Raw genomic sequence first — 17,654 nt, 5'->3', positions numbered from 1 at the left:
ATTAAAAGAAACTCAACTGTTCCAGTTTCGCCAGAGGGTCATTTGCGGTTTCAGAATTATTTATAATAATTGTACCGTATACTCCGTCATAACCCGGCACTATAGCAACAGCGCCGGTTCTCATTTTTATTATATTTCTCGCTATTTTCATATTTTGAATCCTGGACAATTCCTGCTCGTTCAGGTCGAGAAGAATTTTGAATTCCGAACCGAACATTCCTACTAAACCCAAATATTCCTTTCTGACCTGGGAGGCGCCTTTATTAAGATTGAGCGCTTCAGCAATAATTTCTTCCAAAGGAATAATTTTTCTGCAGGGCACTGCATTTGGCAGCTGGTACCCTTCCTGCTTGTCTGACAATTCTTCCACACGATGCAGGACGCCTATTGTAAGAGGTTTATTGCAGACCGGGCACAAATTTCTACCTTCAATTGATACCTGGGGGTGTAAGTTTACTTCACAATTCTTATGGCCGTCAAAATGATATTTGCCTTCTTCGGGGAAAAACTCTATCGTATAAAGAAAGTGTGCATCATCCTTAGATTTAATAATTTCCGTTATTTCATTATATAGCCCGGTATAATCTTTAACATCAAACACATTGGCTTCTCTTCCTATATTTGACGGAGAATGAGCATCAGAATTAGAGAGAAGCGCAATAGTATCTAAAAAAGAAAGCCTCCAATTCATTGAAGGGTCGCTTGATAAACCGGTTTCTATCGCATGAACATTTTTTATCTGGCTGCCAAAACAGTCAATAAGCCTGTTAAACCCTGAATTTGAACCGAAAACGCTGAAATGCGGAGTCCAGGCATGGGCCGGAATAATCATGCATCTATCCGAAATATCAGTTATCATTTTTACAAGGTCTTCACAGTCAAGATTCAGTATCGGACGGCCGTCAACCAGAAGGTTGCCGTAGGTTGAAAGCCGGTGGTTTATTTTTTCTACGATTTCAAATGACGGAGCAACAACCAGGTTATGAACTCTGCGGGGCTTGCCGTTTTTATGGTAAATACAGTTTAATTCTGAAGTTAAAAAATAGTATGTGCCGTCATATTCGTAAAAACCATCTCCCGCAGGGCTTAGGTGTCTCTTTAATTCCTGCAGCCAGAACGGGTGGGTAAAATCCCCGGTACCCATTAGTTTAATGCCTTTGTATTTTGCCCATTGGTTAATGGTAGGCAAGTCCATATCACGGCTGGTAGCACGGGAATATTTCGAATGGATGTGAAAATCTGCAATGATTCTCATAGTTTAATCCTCATTTTAAAATGGAACTTCTTCCTGTTGGGCAACTGCCGGAATAACTGCTTTTAACGCTGAATCGCATTGTTCAAAATAATCACAAATCCTGCAGAAACTGCCCGGGTTTGGCGGGTAAACTTTTTCCCGGGTAACAGTTTTTGCCATTTCTAGAATCTTTTCTAAAATGCCGTCAAGATATTCAACTGTAGGCGTAACAGATAATTCTGTATTGTCTTCCAAAAATATATACATAATTTTTTCAATTTTGGCAAACATTTTTTTTCTGACCAATATGCCGTACATCCCCAATTGGTAGTCGCTCGTTAAGAATTTATCCCCATCTTTAGGAGACTTGCCTGTTTTATAATCTATTATTTTCAACGAACCGTCCTGGTCAGTATCGATGCGGTCCACTTTGCCGCAAAGAATGATGCCTGAATCAAACTGGGCTTTATATAATTCCTCTACAGCCAGAGGGTTTGCTTTAATATCTTGTTTATTATAAAAATTACCCAGCATGGAGAGCGCTTTTTCTCCCCAGGTCTTTTCTTCCTGCGTAGTTGTGAAGGCCTTTTTCCTGTCAGGATTTATGCGCCAGGCCTTGCGTAAAAGTTCTTCAAGCGCTTGTTTAGTGCGTTGTGCTGTATCAGGAATAAGAAAGAAATCTTTTAAAGCCGCATGGACGCTGTTTGCCATTATAAGGATTGGTTTTATTTTTGGAGGGGCTTTTTCTATATAGCGGTATTTATAGGCTTTGGGACATTGTTCGAATAATTTCAGTTGTGAATAACTAATCCACATGAACCCGTCCGTACTTTTTCCGATTTTGTTAAACTATACAAAATATTGGATACTGAGTCAATTTTAAAGATATTTAATCAAATTGAAATCCAAAAAGAATTTATGCTATAATGGAAATATGGAAAATATTAATAACAAACAAACAGAAAAAATGTACTCATTATTGTTTGCTTTGTTTTTAATTTCTATTACCATTTTCCGGCTGGTTTATATCGGTACTCTTAATTTATGCTTTGATGAGGCCTATAACTGGGAATGGGCCCAGAGACTGTCCGTCAATTACTATTCCCAGCCCGGCATGGTCGGCTGGTGGATAAGGTTTTTCACATCAATTCTTGGCAGTAGCGAATTTTCTGTCCGCCTGGGAGCTGTTGTTTCTTCCTTCCTTACAAGTATAGTATTGTTTTTCCTGGCTAAAAATCTCACAAAAAGTTCTAAAATTGCTTTTTTAACAACATCCACCCTGCATATAACGCCATTAGGCACAGCGGGATCCATTTTAATGATGCATGACAGCGTAACCATATTATTTTGGATGCTTGCAATCTTATTTTTCTCAAAATTTATTTTTACTCAAAAAACCTTTTGGCTTTATCTTTGGGCAATAAGTTCTGCTTTAAGCGTGTACGGCAAATTAAGCAGTTACTTGATGCTTTTCTGCGTATTTATTTTTCTGGTATTATCCAAAGAAAACAGAAAGTGGTTTTTTAATAAACATTCCTACTTAAGCTTGTTATTGTACCTGGTCGTCTTATCCCCGCATTTAATATGGAACCTGCATCATAATTTTTCAAATTACCAGCATGTTTTTGGATTGGGCACTAACGGCGTAGCCTGTTATTCAAGCAGTTCATTTTTTGATTTCCTTGCAGGACAGATGATATTCACATCGCCGGTAATATTTGTTTTAATTGTGATGGCTATTGTTTATTTTTTAGTCACAAAGAGAAAAGAGCAGACCGACCAAAATCTGTTGTTAGTGTCTTTCACAGCCCCTATTTTACTTATTTTCTTCTTCATGAGCATGCGCTCTAAAACAGAAGCTAACTGGACCAACATCGCCTATCCGACAGCCCTCATAATGGTGTTTTATTACCTGGATACTGTGAAATGGAAAAAATTAACAAAAATTATTGTCTTAACCTTCGGGCTTTTATTAGCAATCATACCTTCAATATTCATCCTGTACCCCTCGCTGATTGAAACCGCGGGAGTACAAGTCAAACCGCAGGATGACCGGTCCAATGAGGTTTACGGTTGGGACTTTCTTGGCAATGAATTAAGCGAAATTCTAAAAGTTCAGCCAAAAGGAACTTTCGTTTTCAGCCACAACTACCAGATGCCCGGTATATTGAGGTTCTACATGAAGGGGCGCCCCCAGACTTACTGTTTTCCAAGTAATTGGCGCAGGCATAACCAATACGATATTTGGGGAGGCTGGGAGAATCTGAAAGGCAGAAACGGGCTGTATATTTATTATACTCCGGCAGGCGAAGAAATAATGCCATTTATAACAAAAGCTTTCAAATCAATCCAGCCTTACAAAAAGATTGAAACATTCAGAAGAAACACAGTAATCCGCACCGTGAATGTTATTCTTTGTAAGGACTTCCTCGGCACAGACAAACTTACCCAGTCTGTTGGCTATTAGCTTCATTTGAGCACTATTTTACCTTTCTTTGTAGCTGCTGCGTCTTTTATAACATATATCAATATGTATACAGTTTACCATAGGGCCGGTGGACGTAAGGAATCAACTTAACAAATTCGTCTTTTAATATACTTTCCAAATCAATATCAAAATACTTGTTATATTCTTCAAGATAAACCTTCAAACGGGCTTTATCTTCTTCATCCATTGCAAACTTTTTTATTTCTTTTCCAAGCTGATAATCCTCAACTTTCCCGCGGATATACATAATTCCGGCATGCATTCCGGTGCCCACATAATTGCCGACTATCGGCTGATCCGGTTTCTTGTTCAGGCCTAAAACCACCATCAGCCCGCCTGACATATATTCACCAAAAAAATCCTGCGCTGTTCCTCCGACTATAATTATAGGATAAAGTTCTTTATAAGCTTTCATATGAATGCCGACCCTATAGCCCACATCCTCCTGGATAAATATTTTTCCGCCTCTCATCGAATGCCCTACTATGTCTCCGGCATTGCCTCTGATAATAACTTTTCCGGAATTCATTGTATTTGCAACGCCATCCTGAGCGTTTGCATTTACAATAATCGTGGGTCCGTCCATAAATGCGGCTAAATCATTTCCAGGGACGCCGTTTATTGTTATTTTTACATCCGGGCCTCTAAGGCCGTCACCGATATATCTCTGCCCGTTTATATTATCCAGGACAATATCTTTTTCCCCGCTGTCAACAAGCTGATGAATTTTTTCGTTTAATTCCCTGTAATGAATGCCTTTTGCGTCAATGTTCATTTTATCCTATTTAATCCCCGATGATACTATACCTCAATACCCGATCCTGAAACCATATGTTTACGGTATTCTTTGGGCAATGAGATCAAACCAAAATCTTCTTTCAGCAAGTTTTCCTTAATATCCGCAACATTTACCTTGTCTCTGATTAATCCTGTATAAATACCGGCGCGGGCTATATCGCCTACAAAAATCATGCCGATAATTACGTTGTTTTTCAATACAAGTTTCTTATATATTACCGGTTTATGCTCCGCTTTATCTTCTGTCTCTGGAGGCTCAAACTCCATTATTTCGTAACCCTTTTCTTTCGGCGGGTCCGTTATGCCTGCGGAAACTGTAGGGATTCCGCATAATTCTACGGAATTCATTGCAAAGCTTCCCTTGTAGCTTTTTTCAACGCCCGACATATTGCTTCCGGCAAGTTCACCCTGCTTCGTCGCATTCGGCCAGATAGCGATAGGCCTGCTTATGTTTAAGAGCATATCCTTCGCCTCACAGCAATCTCCCGCGGAATAAATACCGGGAATGCTTGTCTGCATATGATCATCAACAACGATACCCCTGTTTGTTTTTATCCCGATGGCTTCTTTTGCCAGGCTGATGTCCGGGCTTACGCCTATTGCGAAAATAAGCATATCTGCCTGAATTTTTTTCTTCGTTTTTAAAACAACTTCTTTTATAGCTTTTGTACCTGCGATTTTTTCGACAGTGCTTTTAGTTAATATGGCACAGCCGTTCTTCCGGAGCGCATCTTCAATAATTCCCGACGCTTTTTTATCAAAGGTCGCGGATAAAATCCTGTCTGCCAGCTCGATTATTGTTATTTTTATATCTTGTCCTTTTTCATTAAGAGCAAGCAGAGACTCGGTTGCCTTCAGGCCAATTAAGCCCCCGCCAATGATTACAGCTTTCTTCACTTTGTTTTCGTCGATATATTTCTTGATTTTTACAGCGTCATCCCAGGCGGTAACCGTAAAAATACCATGTAAGCCTTTACCTTTTATTTCCGGGACGATGGGCTTGCATCCTGTTGTAATCAAGAGCTTTTCAAATTGTATTTTTTGTTTATCTTCTAAAACAACATTCTTGTTTTGTGTATCTATCTTAATAACCTTACGGCCTAAAATTGTTTCAACACTGTTTGTTTCATAGAAATCATTTGGAGATCCTTTAGTCCTGTAATACATCTGGCTGTCTTTTACTTTGCCTCCAAGCAGGTAAGAAATCATGGGCCTGGAATAAGCGTGATGGGTTTCATCCGAAACCAGCAATATACTTCCATTTTTATCATTTTCTCTGATAGCTTCTACGGCTCTTACAGCCGCAGCCGAGTTGCCGATTATTAAATATTCGGATTTATCTTTGATTTTTAAAAGTTTGTCAGTCAACAATTTTGGTTTCACTGCTTCGGCGCTTGGTAATGGTTCTTTTACTTCTTCAAAAACTATAGCTTCATTCGGGCAATTTACCACACAGACAGGCTTTTCTGCGCCAAAACACAAATCGCATTTTGAAGCAATTTTCTTTCCGGTTGCGTCGCGCTTAATCACCCCGAACGGGCAGACCATCAGGCACATCCAACAGCCGATACATTTATCTTCGTCGCACAAAACCGCTTTTGTGTCTTTGTCCCTGTGCATGGCGCCGGACATACAAGCTTCCAGGCAGGGCGCGTCTTCACAATGCCTGCATTGCAGGGCAAATGAAAGGTGGCTTTTTTCTTCAACAAGAATTCTGGGCAGTGGTTTTGGGTATTCGCCTTTATATGCTTTTATAATTTCTTTCGATTTTGAATGCTGTACCAGGCAGTGTATTTCACATAGCCTGCACCCGATACAATATTCTTCTTTTATAATTATCCTCTTCATATTAATCCCTTACCAAGCCTCGCCAGCAGGTTTAATTCCCAATAATTTTAAATCCGTATCAGAAAGCGCTATGCCTCTCAATTGCTCGCGGTTACCCCGCAGGCTCTCGAGAGCATTGATTCCCATGCCGCCTAACATTTCTTTTATTTCCATGGACCAGCCCCGCAGGAGATTGGCCAAACGCAGAGCCCCAATATCCGGATTCAATCTTTTAGTCAAATATGGATCCTGGGTAGCTATCCCCCAATTACATTTTCCGGTATAACATTTCTGGCATAAATGACAGCCCATAGCAACTAATGCCGCAGTACCAATGTAAACAGCATCTGCGCCTAAAGCAATGGCTTTAATAACATCTCCGCTTGAACGAAAACCACCCGCGGCTATCACAGAAACCTGGGTGCGGATGCCTTCTGAACGCAATCGGGCATCAACCGCCGCTATTGCAAATTCTATCGGAATGCCCACATTGTCTCTTATTACCGTAGGCGCGGCCCCGGTGCCGCCTCTGATACCGTCAATTGCGACATAATCCGCACCGGCTCTTACAATTCCGGAAACTATCGGTGCAACATTATGCACAGCCGCGACTTTTACGCCTATAGGTTTTTTATAGCGGGTAGCTTCCTTTAAAGCGAATATTAATTGTTTTAAATCCTCGATGGAATATATATCGTGGTGCGGGGCAGGCGAAATCGCATCTGCTCCGACAGGAATCATTCTTGTCTGGGAAATATCCTCGGAAACTTTTTCTCCCGGGAGATGGCCGCCAATGCCGGGCTTTGCGCCCTGGCCTATTTTAATTTCTATAGCAGCGCCTGCTTCAAGATATTCTTTATGCACGCCGAACCTTCCTGAGGCAACCTGCACTATAGTGTTTTTTCCATATTGATAAAGGTCTTTATGAAGCCCGCCTTCGCCTGTATTATAAAAAGTTCCGGATTCCTGTGCAGCTTTTGCCAATGATTTACAAGCATTCAAACTTATTGAACCGTATGACATGGCGGAAAAAAGAACCGGCACATCAATCTGAAGCTGTTCTAAAAATTTACTTTTTGGTTTTACTTCTGAAATCTTTTTTTCAGGGAATTCAATTCTGTCCGGTTTTTTGCCGATGAAAGTCCTTAACTCCATCGGTTCTCTTAATGGATCTATAGACGGATTTGTAACCTGCGAAGCATTTATCAAAACATGGTCCCAATAAACCGGGTATGGTTTGTCGCACCCCATGCCTGTTAAAAGTACACCGCCGGTTTCCGCCTGTTTGGTTATCCCTGTAAGGACATTGCCTGTCCAGTTTGCATTTGTTTTAATTTCTGAAGGGTTATGTTTTATTATAAGCGAATTTGTAGGGCAGAGAGTTTCACAGAAATGGCATCCTACGCATTTTGAATAATCCGAAACAACTTCGTTTGCGGAGGCATCAAATGTATGGACGTCATTAGAACACATCCTGCAGCACACCTGGCATTGGATGCATTTTTCTTTGTCTCGTTCTATTACAAATTCCGATGTTGATGTTCTCTTAACCATTTATACCTTCTTAACACCCCATTCTACCCGCTTGGAAGGGTATGGGGTGCACCCCTCAACTCTTTAATCTCGCTATTACCGGTTCCCCTGCTTTGGGAGACCATACCTGGTCCGGCTCTGCGCATATTTCCCTTATCGCTGATTCTTCACTGGACACATAAACAATATCGCCTTTTCTTGCGGCAACCAGGGGCCTTAGTTTTATTCTGTCATTAAGGCCTACCATCGAAGTATTATTTGCGGCTATTACGGCAAACGGCCCGTTTACCAGCGCGCTTGAATAAACAATTCTTAAATTTTTATAAAATTCTTTTTCTTCCTGCGGCATCCTGTCAATCTGTTTCCAGAAAGGCGCTGAAAGAACTTTTGCCAGTATTTCGAATGAAAGTTCGTGTTTTCTTGAAAGCAAATCAAACAAATAAGTTATCACTTCCGTATCCGTGAAGAAACTGCATTTATAGCCGTAATTTTCAAGATAACGTTTATTTATTCCGTAAGATGATATTTCACCGTTATGCACTATAGACCAGTCCAATATTCCAAACGGGTGTGATCCGCCCCACCAGGCGACGCTGTTTGTAGGGAATCTTCCGTGGGCGGTCCAGGTATAGGCTTTGTATTCTTCAAGCCTGAAAAATTCCCCGATATCTTCCGGATAACCCACGCCTTTAAAAATGCCCATATTTTTTCCTGATGACGCAACAAAAGCATTTTTTATGTTCTGGTTGATGAACATTACAGTTCTTACTACAAAATCCTGTTCTGTTTCATTTCCTTTTACGGCAAAGGGCTTTAGGAAATATCTCCATATTATCGGCCAGCTCTTTATAATTTTGATTTCTTTTATAGGAATGGGTTCGCTTCTTTTTATTTCGTAATTCTGTTCAAGATAGTTTTCTGCTGTTTTTTTAGCTTCTTCATTTTCGTACATCATATGGAACGCATAAAAATTCTTGTATTCGGGGTAAATGCCGTACGCGGCAAAACCGCCGCCAAGCCCGTTGGAACGTTCATGCATAAGCGCTATTGACTGAATTACATCTCTTCCGGATACGCGGCCACCCTGTTCATTCATCATTCCTATAACGCCGCAGGCAGAGGAAATCCTGTAATCTCTGTCAGCTACCGGGCCAGCGCAAACCGGATCATATTCGTTCATCTTTTTTACCTCAACAAAGCCTTTTAAATAAGAAAAAGGACGTTCATAAATATTCAATTCTTCGAAAATTTATGGACGTCCTTGACCAATATTAATCACCATAACTCACATTCCACTCAATCATAAATTAAACAGCCTTATTTTTTTCATTAACCAAAACCATTTTTGGTTTTAAAATTTTTGCTTGTTCTGTTTCCAAATATGCTGAAGAAATTATTATCAGTTTGTCGCCTACTTCGCCAAGGCGGGCAGCGCCGCCCTGCAAGCCGATAACCCCGGAATTCTTCTTTGCCGGGATAGTGTAAGTTTCGAACCTTGCTCCTGTATTTACATTTACTACCAGGACCACTTCATAGGGAAGGATATCCGCTTTTTGAAGTAAAGTTTCGTCTATTTTAATGCTTCCTGAGTAATTTATATTTTTTTCAGTTACTGTTAACCTCTGGATTTTGCTTTTACACATTAACCTTAGCATATATTTCCCATCCTCCTGCGTTAACATACTTTTAATAGTCCTGGCTATTCGCCATATTAAAACTATAACTTCGTAGGACAAACCTCCTGTCTTTTTTCGTATAAATCACGGCCGTACATGTCATTGATTACGATAACGGGAAAATCTTTTACTTTAAGTTTATAAATTGCTTCAGTGCCTAATTCAAAAAATGCTATTAAATCGCATTCTTTTATTTTTTTTGCCAGCAGGGCGCCTGCCCCGCCTGTAGCGGCAAAATATACGGCTTTGTTTTTCTTTATCGAATCAATAACTTCTTTTGACCTGCGCCCTTTTCCTATCATTCCCTTGAGCCCATTTTCCAGCAACACAGGTGTTAAAGGATCCATCCTGCTGCTTGTGGTAGGGCCGGCAGAACCAATCGGGCGACCCGGTTTTGCCGGAGCAGGGCCGACGTAATATATTACTGACCCCTTTAATTCAAAAGGCAAAGGCATGCCTTTAAAAATAATTTCATCAAGTTTTTTATGAGCTGCGTCCCTGGCGGTATAAATTATTCCGGTTATTGAAACCAATTCACCGGCTTTTAAGGACCTGATTGTTTTATAAGTGAGGGGTGTTGTTATTTTTTTCATAGAATTATTTCTTTTGTCCTGGTTGCATGACAGTTCAAATTTACGGCAACAGGCAATGAAGCTATATGGCATGGATAGGTTTCTATATGCACGGCTAAAGCTGTGGTTTTTCCGCCAAGCCCCTGGGGGCCGATGCAGGTTTCATTAAGCTTATCAAGCAGGGATTTTTCTAATTTTGCGTAAAAAGGGTTTTCGTTTCTATGGTTTATCGGCCTGAAAAGCGCTTTCTTTGCAAGAACACAGGAATAATCCATAGTTCCTCCGATACCTACGCCGACAATAACAGGCGGGCAGGCATTGGCGCCGGCAATTTTTACTGTTTCTATAACAAAATCTTCTATTGAAGCAACAGTTGCATTCGGGCTGAAGTTCATATACCTGCCCATGTTTTCTGCACCGCCGCCTTTTGGCATAATTTTTATCTTAAGTTCTTCGCCTCTTACAATATCCGTATGGATTACCGCTGGCGTATTATCCCTGGTGTTTTTCCTGAAAATAGGGTCTTCAACAACAGATTTCCTTAAGAAACCATCCTGGTAGGCGCGCCTGACACCCTCATTTATGGCATCATAAAGGTTACCGCCGACAATTTGAACGTTATCACCGATTTCAATAAAAACACATGTTATTCCGGTATCCTGGCAAATCGGCATCATTTCTTTTTTTGCTATTTTGCTGTTTAAAATAAGCTCGTTTAAAATTTCTTTTGCCAGGCCGGTTTCATTTTTTACCGCCTTTTTTAAAGCAGACGCAATATCTTTCCTTATGATACAGTTTGTATCAATACAGGCCTTTTTAACTTCCTGGATAACATTTTTCATGTCTACTTTATGCATATTTTTTAATGATTCCGCTATCCATAAGTATTTTTACTTCGTCCCTGGATCTTTTGATAACGGTTTCTGCCTGTCTCCATAATTCTTCTTTTGTGAGTATTTTTCTTGCCACGCCCTGTTCTATCGCTTTTAAACCTACAGCAACTGCTTCCCTTATATAAACTTCCCAATTATCCATAGTGGGGACGATATGTTCTTCATCCAGGCCTTTATCTTCCTGGACTTTTGCTATCTCGTTGGCCGCAGCGATACACATTTCATCTGTAATAGTTTTTGCCCTTACATCCAAAGCTCCGCGGAAAACTCCCGGAAAACCCAGCGAGTTATTAACCTGGTTAGAAAAATCCGAACGGCCCGTTGCCACTATTTTTGCCCCAGCTTCCTTTGCTTCCCATGGCCAGATTTCAGGGATAGGATTCGCGCAGACAAAAACAATAGAGTCTTTTGCCATTGCTTTTATCCATTCCTTTTTTATAATATCAGGCCCCGGAGTAGAAAGCGCAATTACTGCGTCTGCTCCCTTCATGGCTTCGGCTATACCGCCCAAAATATTGTTTTTATTAGTCTTCTGGCATATTTCCCATTTTTCTTTATACTTTTCTTTGAGTTCCGTTCTTCCTTCATGCAATGTGCCTTTTGTATCTGTCATGATAATGTTTTCCGGATTTACGCCGGCTTTAATCAGCAGGCGCGCCGTGCAGATATTTGCCGAACCGGCTCCTACCATGGCGATTTTTACCTGATTTATTTTTTTCCCTACGACTTTTAACGCATTGATAAAACCTGCTACCGTAACAAGAGCGGTTCCCTGCTGGTCATCATGCCAGACAGGAATATTCATTTCTTTTCTTAACGTGTCCAGTATTTCAAAACACTTAGGCATTTCAATATCTTCAAGATTTATTCCGCCAAACGACGGTTCAAGAAGTTTTACTGTTTCTATGAATTTTTTCGGATCTGTGGTATTGAGGCATAGCGGCACGGCGTCAACTCCACCGAGATATTTAAAAATCATCGCCTTGCCTTCCATAACCGGCATGGCGGCTTCAGGCCCAATATTGCCCAGCCCGAGCACTCTTGTGCCGTCGGTAATTATTGCTATCAAATTGGCTCTGTTAGTGTAATCAAAAGAAAGGTCTCTGTTTTTATTTATTGCTTTACAGGGCTCTGCAACCCCTGGGCTGTACCAGATAGAAAAGTCATCCATGCTCCTTATACAGCACTTTGGAACAATTTCTATTTTCCCCTGATAGAAAGGGTGAAGCTTCATGGCTTCCTGAGCCGGTTTTTTTGCTTTTTCAAGTAATTCTTCTTTGGTTGGCACAAAATGCTCCTTATTTGGTTAATTAAAGCAAATGATATAATATATCAGCTTTATTGTCAACAAACTTTCCGGATATTTACCCGGGATTTTACAGGAAAGAACAAAATGACAAATACTAAAATAATCAAAAGCAGCGCGCATCCCAGATATATAGAATCCGGGCCGGGCAGGGCTTTCATCCAAATATATGAAATAGCTACTCCTGTAATCGAGCTCATTCCGACAATTGTTTCATTAATTCCAACATTTAAGGAACGGTTTTCAAAATGGTTATTCGCATAAAAAACGGCTGAAAAATAAGTAAAAGACCCATATAAACCCAATAATATAAAACCAATAATATAAACCAGATAACTTGGAAACAGCCATACTGATAACATAACTATAGCCGCTGCAATATTGGCTAAAATAATTACGTTTTTATTATAAAACAATCTTGTATTTTTAATAAAATAAATGCTAAAAACACCCTGGCCGAACATCATAAGAAACAACGGTAAACTTGCATAAAAAGGGCCGATATTTTTCTGAGCACAAAACACGGGGAAAAAAACCAGTATAGACCTTTCCACAAAAGTTACAACAGCTATTATTATCCAGCCTATCCAAACGAACATTACATTTTTGCTGAATGCATAATCTTCCGTTTCCTTATTGGCTTCAATACTGCTATCTTTGCGGAAAATCCATAATACCCAGGCGCCAGAAAGAATAACAATTATTGAAAGCGCATAGGGGCCCAGTTTATAAAGGCTTCCGGAAGCAAGATACCCCAAAGATATACCGCCGCTCCATGCAATTGTGTACATGCAAATTATTTTCATTAGCTTTCCTCTGGAAGAACTATTGCGCATGAAAGATTGAAAAGCATTGAAAAATAATCCGTTAGCCGCGCTAAAGACAAATAATAAAAGCAGATTGAAAAGATAGTTCGTTGAGAAAAGCATTATCAGGCAAAGGATTGTTCCAGTGAGCGAGCTTACTAATAATAAACTTTTACAATTTTTTTGGTTTACTACTTTACCTGACACCATGCTGGACATAACATAACCGATACTGCCTGATATACCCAACAAAGCACACAGGCCGTTGCTGAGATTGCTCTCGCCGGCGCGGTACATTACGAAAAAAGTAATAAAAAATATTATTAAATCGGTTAGCGCTACTGCTAAATAAACCTGCAAAATTTATTCCTTATTTTTTCTCAGTTTGGGGAGCTGGTTTGGGGGCCGGAATAACTTTTGGGCTGGCAGGCGCCGAAGGCGCGCTGGTCACACCAGGTATAGCGGATTTATCTTCCGGTTTTTGTATTTCAAGAAGCTCTACCGTGAAAATCAGAGTTGCATCTGGCCCGATAGTTTCACCGGCTCCGCGTTCACCGTAAGCAAGATTGGACGGGATAAATACCTGCCATTTAGAACCGGCTTTCATCAGTTGCAAGACTTCGGTCCAGCCGGGAATTACGCCGGTCACAGGAAAGGTTGCAGGAACCCCGCGTTTATAGGAACTGTCGAATTCTGTTCCATCAATTAATTTTCCGCTATAGTTTACCTTGACTGTATCTATGGATTTGGGTTTCGGCCCTTTTCCATTTTCGATTACTTTATATTGTAAGCCGCTGGGCAGGACTTTGACTCCTTTATCCAACTTATTTTTAGCGAGAAATGCTGCGCCCTCTTTTTTATTAATTTCACTCTGCTTGGACATAGCTTCCTCTCTCTTAGTTTGTATTTCTTCCCTCAAACCTGCGATAACCTGCTGCATCTCTTCATCAGAAAGCAGTTTTTTGTAATTATTAATTGCTCCTTCAATGCCCATTATGAGAATGTTTGTGTCAACATCTATATATTGTTTTTTTAAGGTATTTCCTATGTCCCAGCCGATGGTATAGCTGATTTTGTCTTTTGGGGTTTCAAGAAGGTCATTGGCGGCTGGTGAAGCTGTAGCGGTAACAGCCTCAGGTGTTTTCTTTTTCGCATCAGCTGCATTCAAAGTACCCAGCCCCATCAATAAAACCGACGTGGTTACAACAACTAATTTATTAAACATATTTTTGCTCCTCCAGCCTAATTTTTTTAAACTCTTGTTGCCAATTACTCTATCAAATTGTAAAAGAATTTTCAATCCAACACATTCTATTTTTCAATCTTTTCCAGCCACGTTTTTAGCCTGTTATTATTTCCGTCAATCTCCAAACTCTTTTTATAGTATCCTAAAGCTTCTTTATTCTTATCCAGATTGTAATAGCAATTGCCCAATTCTTCATAAACCCTTGCATTATTCGAATTGTTTTTGAGCACTTTTTTAAGTTCTAATATTGCTTCATCGTATTTTTTTAAATTCATTAACTGTATAGCCGTGTCAATATTCGGCTGAGATTCTTCTTTTTCAGATTGTAATAACTGTTCCAGCCACTTTTTCAGCTTTTTATTATCCGGATTCAGCTCTAGGCTTTTTGTATAATTTTTAACAGCATTACCGGTCATTCTTAAATTGTAATAGCAGTCTCCCAGTCCCACTGACGGAATCGCCGTCTGCGTCGTAAGCGGTGTAATAGACCCTCACGGTGCCGGAGGAGCCCTGGATGCTGTTAATGACCAGGACCGGGGCGGAACTGAAGAACTGCTCCGAAACCGCGACCGGGCCTGTAATCGTGTAACTGCTTATGAGACCCATCGAGTCGCGGGCTTTCATCCTAAGCCACACGGAGTCGTTGACAATTCCCGGCAGCGCCCACGTGATATACGTTGAGCCGCTGTATTTGGAGTAATTGTTGCCGATATCGTAGTGGGAATGGGAATGCCTTATGAAACTTTTACCAAAGAATGGAATCTTCCGTCTTCAAGCCCGACACCCCCGGGCAGGATTATATGGGACAGTTCTTATTTCTATTTAAGCGCAGATGTCACACGACAGGATAAAGAAGAAATATCAGTGCTTGCCGTACCTGTACTTGGAAGGTTTAATTATCAAAACGAGTCAGGAATTAGTTTCGGGCTTGGGCTTGGCGCGTACTTGTTAAATATATCCAGGAAAACATCTTCAACAGACACATACCTGAGAGATTCGGGTACTGACAAGACGGGAGATACGATATTGAATTATAGCAGTAGTCTTGCCCTTGCTACCGTTGTGCCTGCGGTTGAAATAACAACTGATATTAAAAATAATTTATCTGATTCCATGTCTTGGTTTTTCGGTTTAAATATAACAGTATTAGGAAACACTGATTTTGTGGTAAGCGAACAGACCCGGGGATATTATCCTGACGGTGTTTCAAGGCATAAGATTAACATCAAAGAAGGTGTCGGTTTTGGCGGAATCGGTGGCGGCGCGAAAGCAGGTATCGCTTTAAAATTTTAGATTTCCGGGACACGATACCTGATTCAAAGTAAACATTAGTATTAAAAATTCTAGCCCACCCTTAAATTTCATCATTCCTGGTAGAACCCTTGTTTCAAGTATTATCCACAAGTTCGTCCTTGCTCACTAACCCAGGTCGCGGTATTTTCCCCACAATTGCGTGGTTTTACCTATTTTTTGTCTAAATTTCAGCAAAACCCATGGGGATTTTACCCTAAATGTTTAATTTTACCCTACTTTGTAGTATCTTCCATTTTCTTTTCTAATACATCTTTATTTTGTTTACTATTTTCAAGAGCGTGATCGTTGCGTACAATTAACGGGCCCCGGAAGCCCAGGGGTTCCCGTTGGGAGACGGTTCAGTTTATTTCAAAAAAGAAAGAAAAGAAGAAAACAAATAACCAAAAATCACGGTATTGACCCAAAGAGTAAGGACTCTAGTTGGCAAGTCGGCCTGTTTATCTGTAAAAAGATGAAGTAAACACCCCACCTTCCTAATATTTCCCCTTGACAAAACAATAGAATCCAAGTATAATACTATTGTAACACAAATGTGTTACAACTAATTGGAGGATTATATGAGATTTGCAAACATCCGTGAACTCAAACTAGAAACTAATAGGGTTTTAAAACTCAGTGATAAATTTGGCCCAGTAGTGATTACGCGCAAAGGACACCCAATTGCATTGCTTAGGACACTAAGCGAAGATGCATTTTCGGTTAATATAAACTCTTTATGGGCTCGTACCCGGGAAGCTGCAAAACGGGCAGGATATGGCCTACAAGATGTTGATAAACTGATTAAGGATGTTCGCTTAAAGAAATAATGAAAACTATCAGGGTTGTCATCGATACAAATATTTTAATATCAAGCCTTTGGGGTGGAAAACCTCGCCAAATTATTGACTTATGGGACAAGGGCGATATTGTTTTAGTCGTGAGTCAGGACATTCTTAACGAATACTTTGAAGTACTTAACAGGTTTTCTCTTTCAGAAGAAGATATTGAAGACATTACGATACTATTTTCTAATTCTGAAAAAGCCATCGTTATTAAGCCAAAAGTAAAACATCAGACACTAAAAAATGACCCAGATGATGAAAAATTCGTTGATTGCGCGATTGAAGGCGGAGCTCAATTTATTATCAGCGGTGATAAACATCTACTTGAACTTAAAACAATTAAAAATTGCAAGATACTAAACGCAAGTGAATTTTTAAAAGAAATTGATTTATTAAGTAAATAACATCCCCCTGCTCGTCTCAAATCCGCTTTACTTATTTCTGCTAAAATTGTAAACTAAAAATATTATGACCTATCTTTGCTGCACAAAAAAACTCTTGAAAGAAATGGGGATATCCAGGGACCAGATTGTTCGGGAAACTGATGACAATTCTCTGCTGGGCGCGTGGTATGCCAACTTATTCAAAATAGGCAGACATAAATGCCTGATATTTACGAATAAAACCACATTCTTTACTCTCATTTGCCATGAAGTTAAGATTACTGAAATTAGAAATCTCCCTGATACATTCAGAAAATGGCTTGAGAAAACATTAAAAGACGAGAAAATTGATGATGTAATCATCCAGCGTTTACTTAGCGATTGCCAGGAAATAAAATATTCTTATACTTCAGACCGCGGGGCAACCGGGATTATGGTAAATCATACGCTTAATTTAAACCCGTATTCTCCAAATGGAACCGAATATTTATTTTGACAAAACCCTTTTTATCGTCTATAATATAGTCAATAACCGACGGAAAGAGGAGGTATCCAATGGGTGAAAGCGAAAATAACTGTTTTTGTGTTGAATTTAATAAAAAGTTACGAATAAATTTTATTACCATATGCTTCTGGCAGAAGTGAGTATAAAAGAATGGATATGGCGTGGTATTATGAGTAAGATAAGCCGAATTTGCCCTTCAGCTGGATAACAAAGAAAAAAGAATACCGATTTATAAAATATTTACGGGAGAGG

18 protein-coding genes are annotated in these 17,654 nt (G+C 40.0%); 5 read left to right on the top strand and 13 right to left on the bottom strand.

Annotated elements, in window-relative coordinates:
• Position 1: 1 nt before the first annotated feature.
• Positions 2-1,255: an endonuclease Q family protein gene (locus tag KKH91_03505; GenBank protein MBU0951881.1), complete on the bottom strand. Its 1,254-nt coding sequence runs from the start codon at positions 1,253-1,255 to the stop codon at positions 2-4.
• A 15-nt stretch (positions 1,256-1,270) separates the two neighbouring features.
• The gene (locus tag KKH91_03500; GenBank protein ID MBU0951880.1) at positions 1,271-2,050 is read right to left on the bottom strand and encodes a PD-(D/E)XK nuclease family protein; all 780 of its coding nucleotides are present in this window, start codon (positions 2,048-2,050) and stop codon (positions 1,271-1,273) included.
• A gap of 118 nt (positions 2,051-2,168) precedes the next feature.
• Here KKH91_03500 and KKH91_03495 point away from each other — a divergent pair, with 118 nt between their 5' ends.
• Positions 2,169-3,701 (top strand): glycosyltransferase family 39 protein, encoded by a 1,533-nt coding sequence (locus tag KKH91_03495; GenBank protein ID MBU0951879.1) that lies wholly within the window; start codon positions 2,169-2,171, stop codon positions 3,699-3,701.
• A gap of 58 nt (positions 3,702-3,759) precedes the next feature.
• On the opposite strand, the gene KKH91_03490 is transcribed toward KKH91_03495, so the two are convergent.
• The 11 genes from KKH91_03490 to KKH91_03440 all read right to left on the bottom strand — a co-directional run bounded on the left by KKH91_03490 (position 3,760) and on the right by KKH91_03440 (position 14,828).
• A complete protein-coding gene (locus KKH91_03490; protein ID MBU0951878.1) occupies positions 3,760-4,497 on the bottom strand; it encodes a hypothetical protein in 738 nt (245 codons plus the stop codon).
• A 26-nt stretch (positions 4,498-4,523) separates the two neighbouring features.
• Positions 4,524-6,368 (bottom strand): FAD-dependent oxidoreductase, encoded by a 1,845-nt coding sequence (locus tag KKH91_03485; protein ID MBU0951877.1) that lies wholly within the window; start codon positions 6,366-6,368, stop codon positions 4,524-4,526.
• 9 nt (positions 6,369-6,377) lie between these two features.
• A complete protein-coding gene (locus KKH91_03480; protein MBU0951876.1) occupies positions 6,378-7,901 on the bottom strand; it encodes an IMP dehydrogenase in 1,524 nt (507 codons plus the stop codon).
• 55 nt (positions 7,902-7,956) lie between these two features.
• A complete protein-coding gene (locus tag KKH91_03475) occupies positions 7,957-9,060 on the bottom strand; it encodes a glutamine amidotransferase family protein (GenBank protein MBU0951875.1) in 1,104 nt (367 codons plus the stop codon).
• Between the two features lie 127 nt (positions 9,061-9,187).
• Positions 9,188-9,535 (bottom strand): aspartate 1-decarboxylase, encoded by a 348-nt coding sequence (locus KKH91_03470; GenBank protein ID MBU0951874.1) that lies wholly within the window; start codon positions 9,533-9,535, stop codon positions 9,188-9,190.
• Positions 9,536-9,597: 62 nt separating this feature from the next.
• Positions 9,598-10,149 carry a Fe-S-containing hydro-lyase gene (locus tag KKH91_03465; GenBank protein MBU0951873.1) on the bottom strand — a complete coding sequence of 184 codons (552 nt, stop codon included), beginning with the start codon at positions 10,147-10,149 and terminating at the stop codon, positions 9,598-9,600.
• The gene (locus KKH91_03460; GenBank protein MBU0951872.1) at positions 10,146-10,985 is read right to left on the bottom strand and encodes a fumarate hydratase; all 840 of its coding nucleotides are present in this window, start codon (positions 10,983-10,985) and stop codon (positions 10,146-10,148) included. Before KKH91_03460 ends, KKH91_03465 begins: the two co-directional genes overlap by 4 nt.
• Positions 10,978-12,255, bottom strand: a complete 1,278-nt coding sequence (locus KKH91_03455) for an NADP-dependent malic enzyme (protein ID MBU0951871.1) — start codon at positions 12,253-12,255, stop codon at positions 10,978-10,980. Before KKH91_03455 ends, KKH91_03460 begins: the two co-directional genes overlap by 8 nt.
• 110 nt (positions 12,256-12,365) lie before the next feature.
• Complete coding sequence (locus tag KKH91_03450) at positions 12,366-13,493, bottom strand: MFS transporter (protein MBU0951870.1); 1,128 nt, start codon at positions 13,491-13,493, stop codon at positions 12,366-12,368.
• A gap of 10 nt (positions 13,494-13,503) precedes the next feature.
• Entirely contained in the window at positions 13,504-14,316 is an 813-nt protein-coding gene (locus KKH91_03445; protein ID MBU0951869.1) for an FKBP-type peptidyl-prolyl cis-trans isomerase, read from the bottom strand.
• A 128-nt stretch (positions 14,317-14,444) separates the two neighbouring features.
• A complete protein-coding gene (locus KKH91_03440) occupies positions 14,445-14,828 on the bottom strand; it encodes a tetratricopeptide repeat protein (protein ID MBU0951868.1) in 384 nt (127 codons plus the stop codon).
• A 280-nt stretch (positions 14,829-15,108) separates the two neighbouring features.
• On the opposite strand from KKH91_03440, the gene KKH91_03435 reads away from it, so the two are divergent.
• The 4 genes from KKH91_03435 to KKH91_03420 all read left to right on the top strand — a co-directional run bounded on the left by KKH91_03435 (position 15,109) and on the right by KKH91_03420 (position 17,393).
• Positions 15,109-15,672 (top strand): hypothetical protein, encoded by a 564-nt coding sequence (locus KKH91_03435; protein ID MBU0951867.1) that lies wholly within the window; start codon positions 15,109-15,111, stop codon positions 15,670-15,672.
• Between the two features lie 578 nt (positions 15,673-16,250).
• Positions 16,251-16,499: a hypothetical protein gene (locus KKH91_03430; protein ID MBU0951866.1), complete on the top strand. Its 249-nt coding sequence runs from the start codon at positions 16,251-16,253 to the stop codon at positions 16,497-16,499.
• The gene (locus tag KKH91_03425; GenBank protein MBU0951865.1) at positions 16,499-16,918 is read left to right on the top strand and encodes a putative toxin-antitoxin system toxin component, PIN family; all 420 of its coding nucleotides are present in this window, start codon (positions 16,499-16,501) and stop codon (positions 16,916-16,918) included. Before KKH91_03430 ends, KKH91_03425 begins: the two co-directional genes overlap by 1 nt.
• Before the next feature lie 64 nt (positions 16,919-16,982).
• On the top strand, positions 16,983-17,393 hold the full coding sequence (locus KKH91_03420) for a hypothetical protein (protein MBU0951864.1): 411 nt from the start codon (positions 16,983-16,985) through the stop codon (positions 17,391-17,393).
• The last annotated feature ends 261 nt before the right edge of the window (positions 17,394-17,654 follow it).

The organism is Elusimicrobiota bacterium (assembly GCA_018816525.1).
Lineage (GTDB): Bacteria > Elusimicrobiota > Endomicrobiia > CG1-02-37-114 > XYA2-FULL-39-19 > OXYB2-FULL-48-7.
This window is presented reverse-complemented; position numbering and strand designations above follow the sequence as displayed.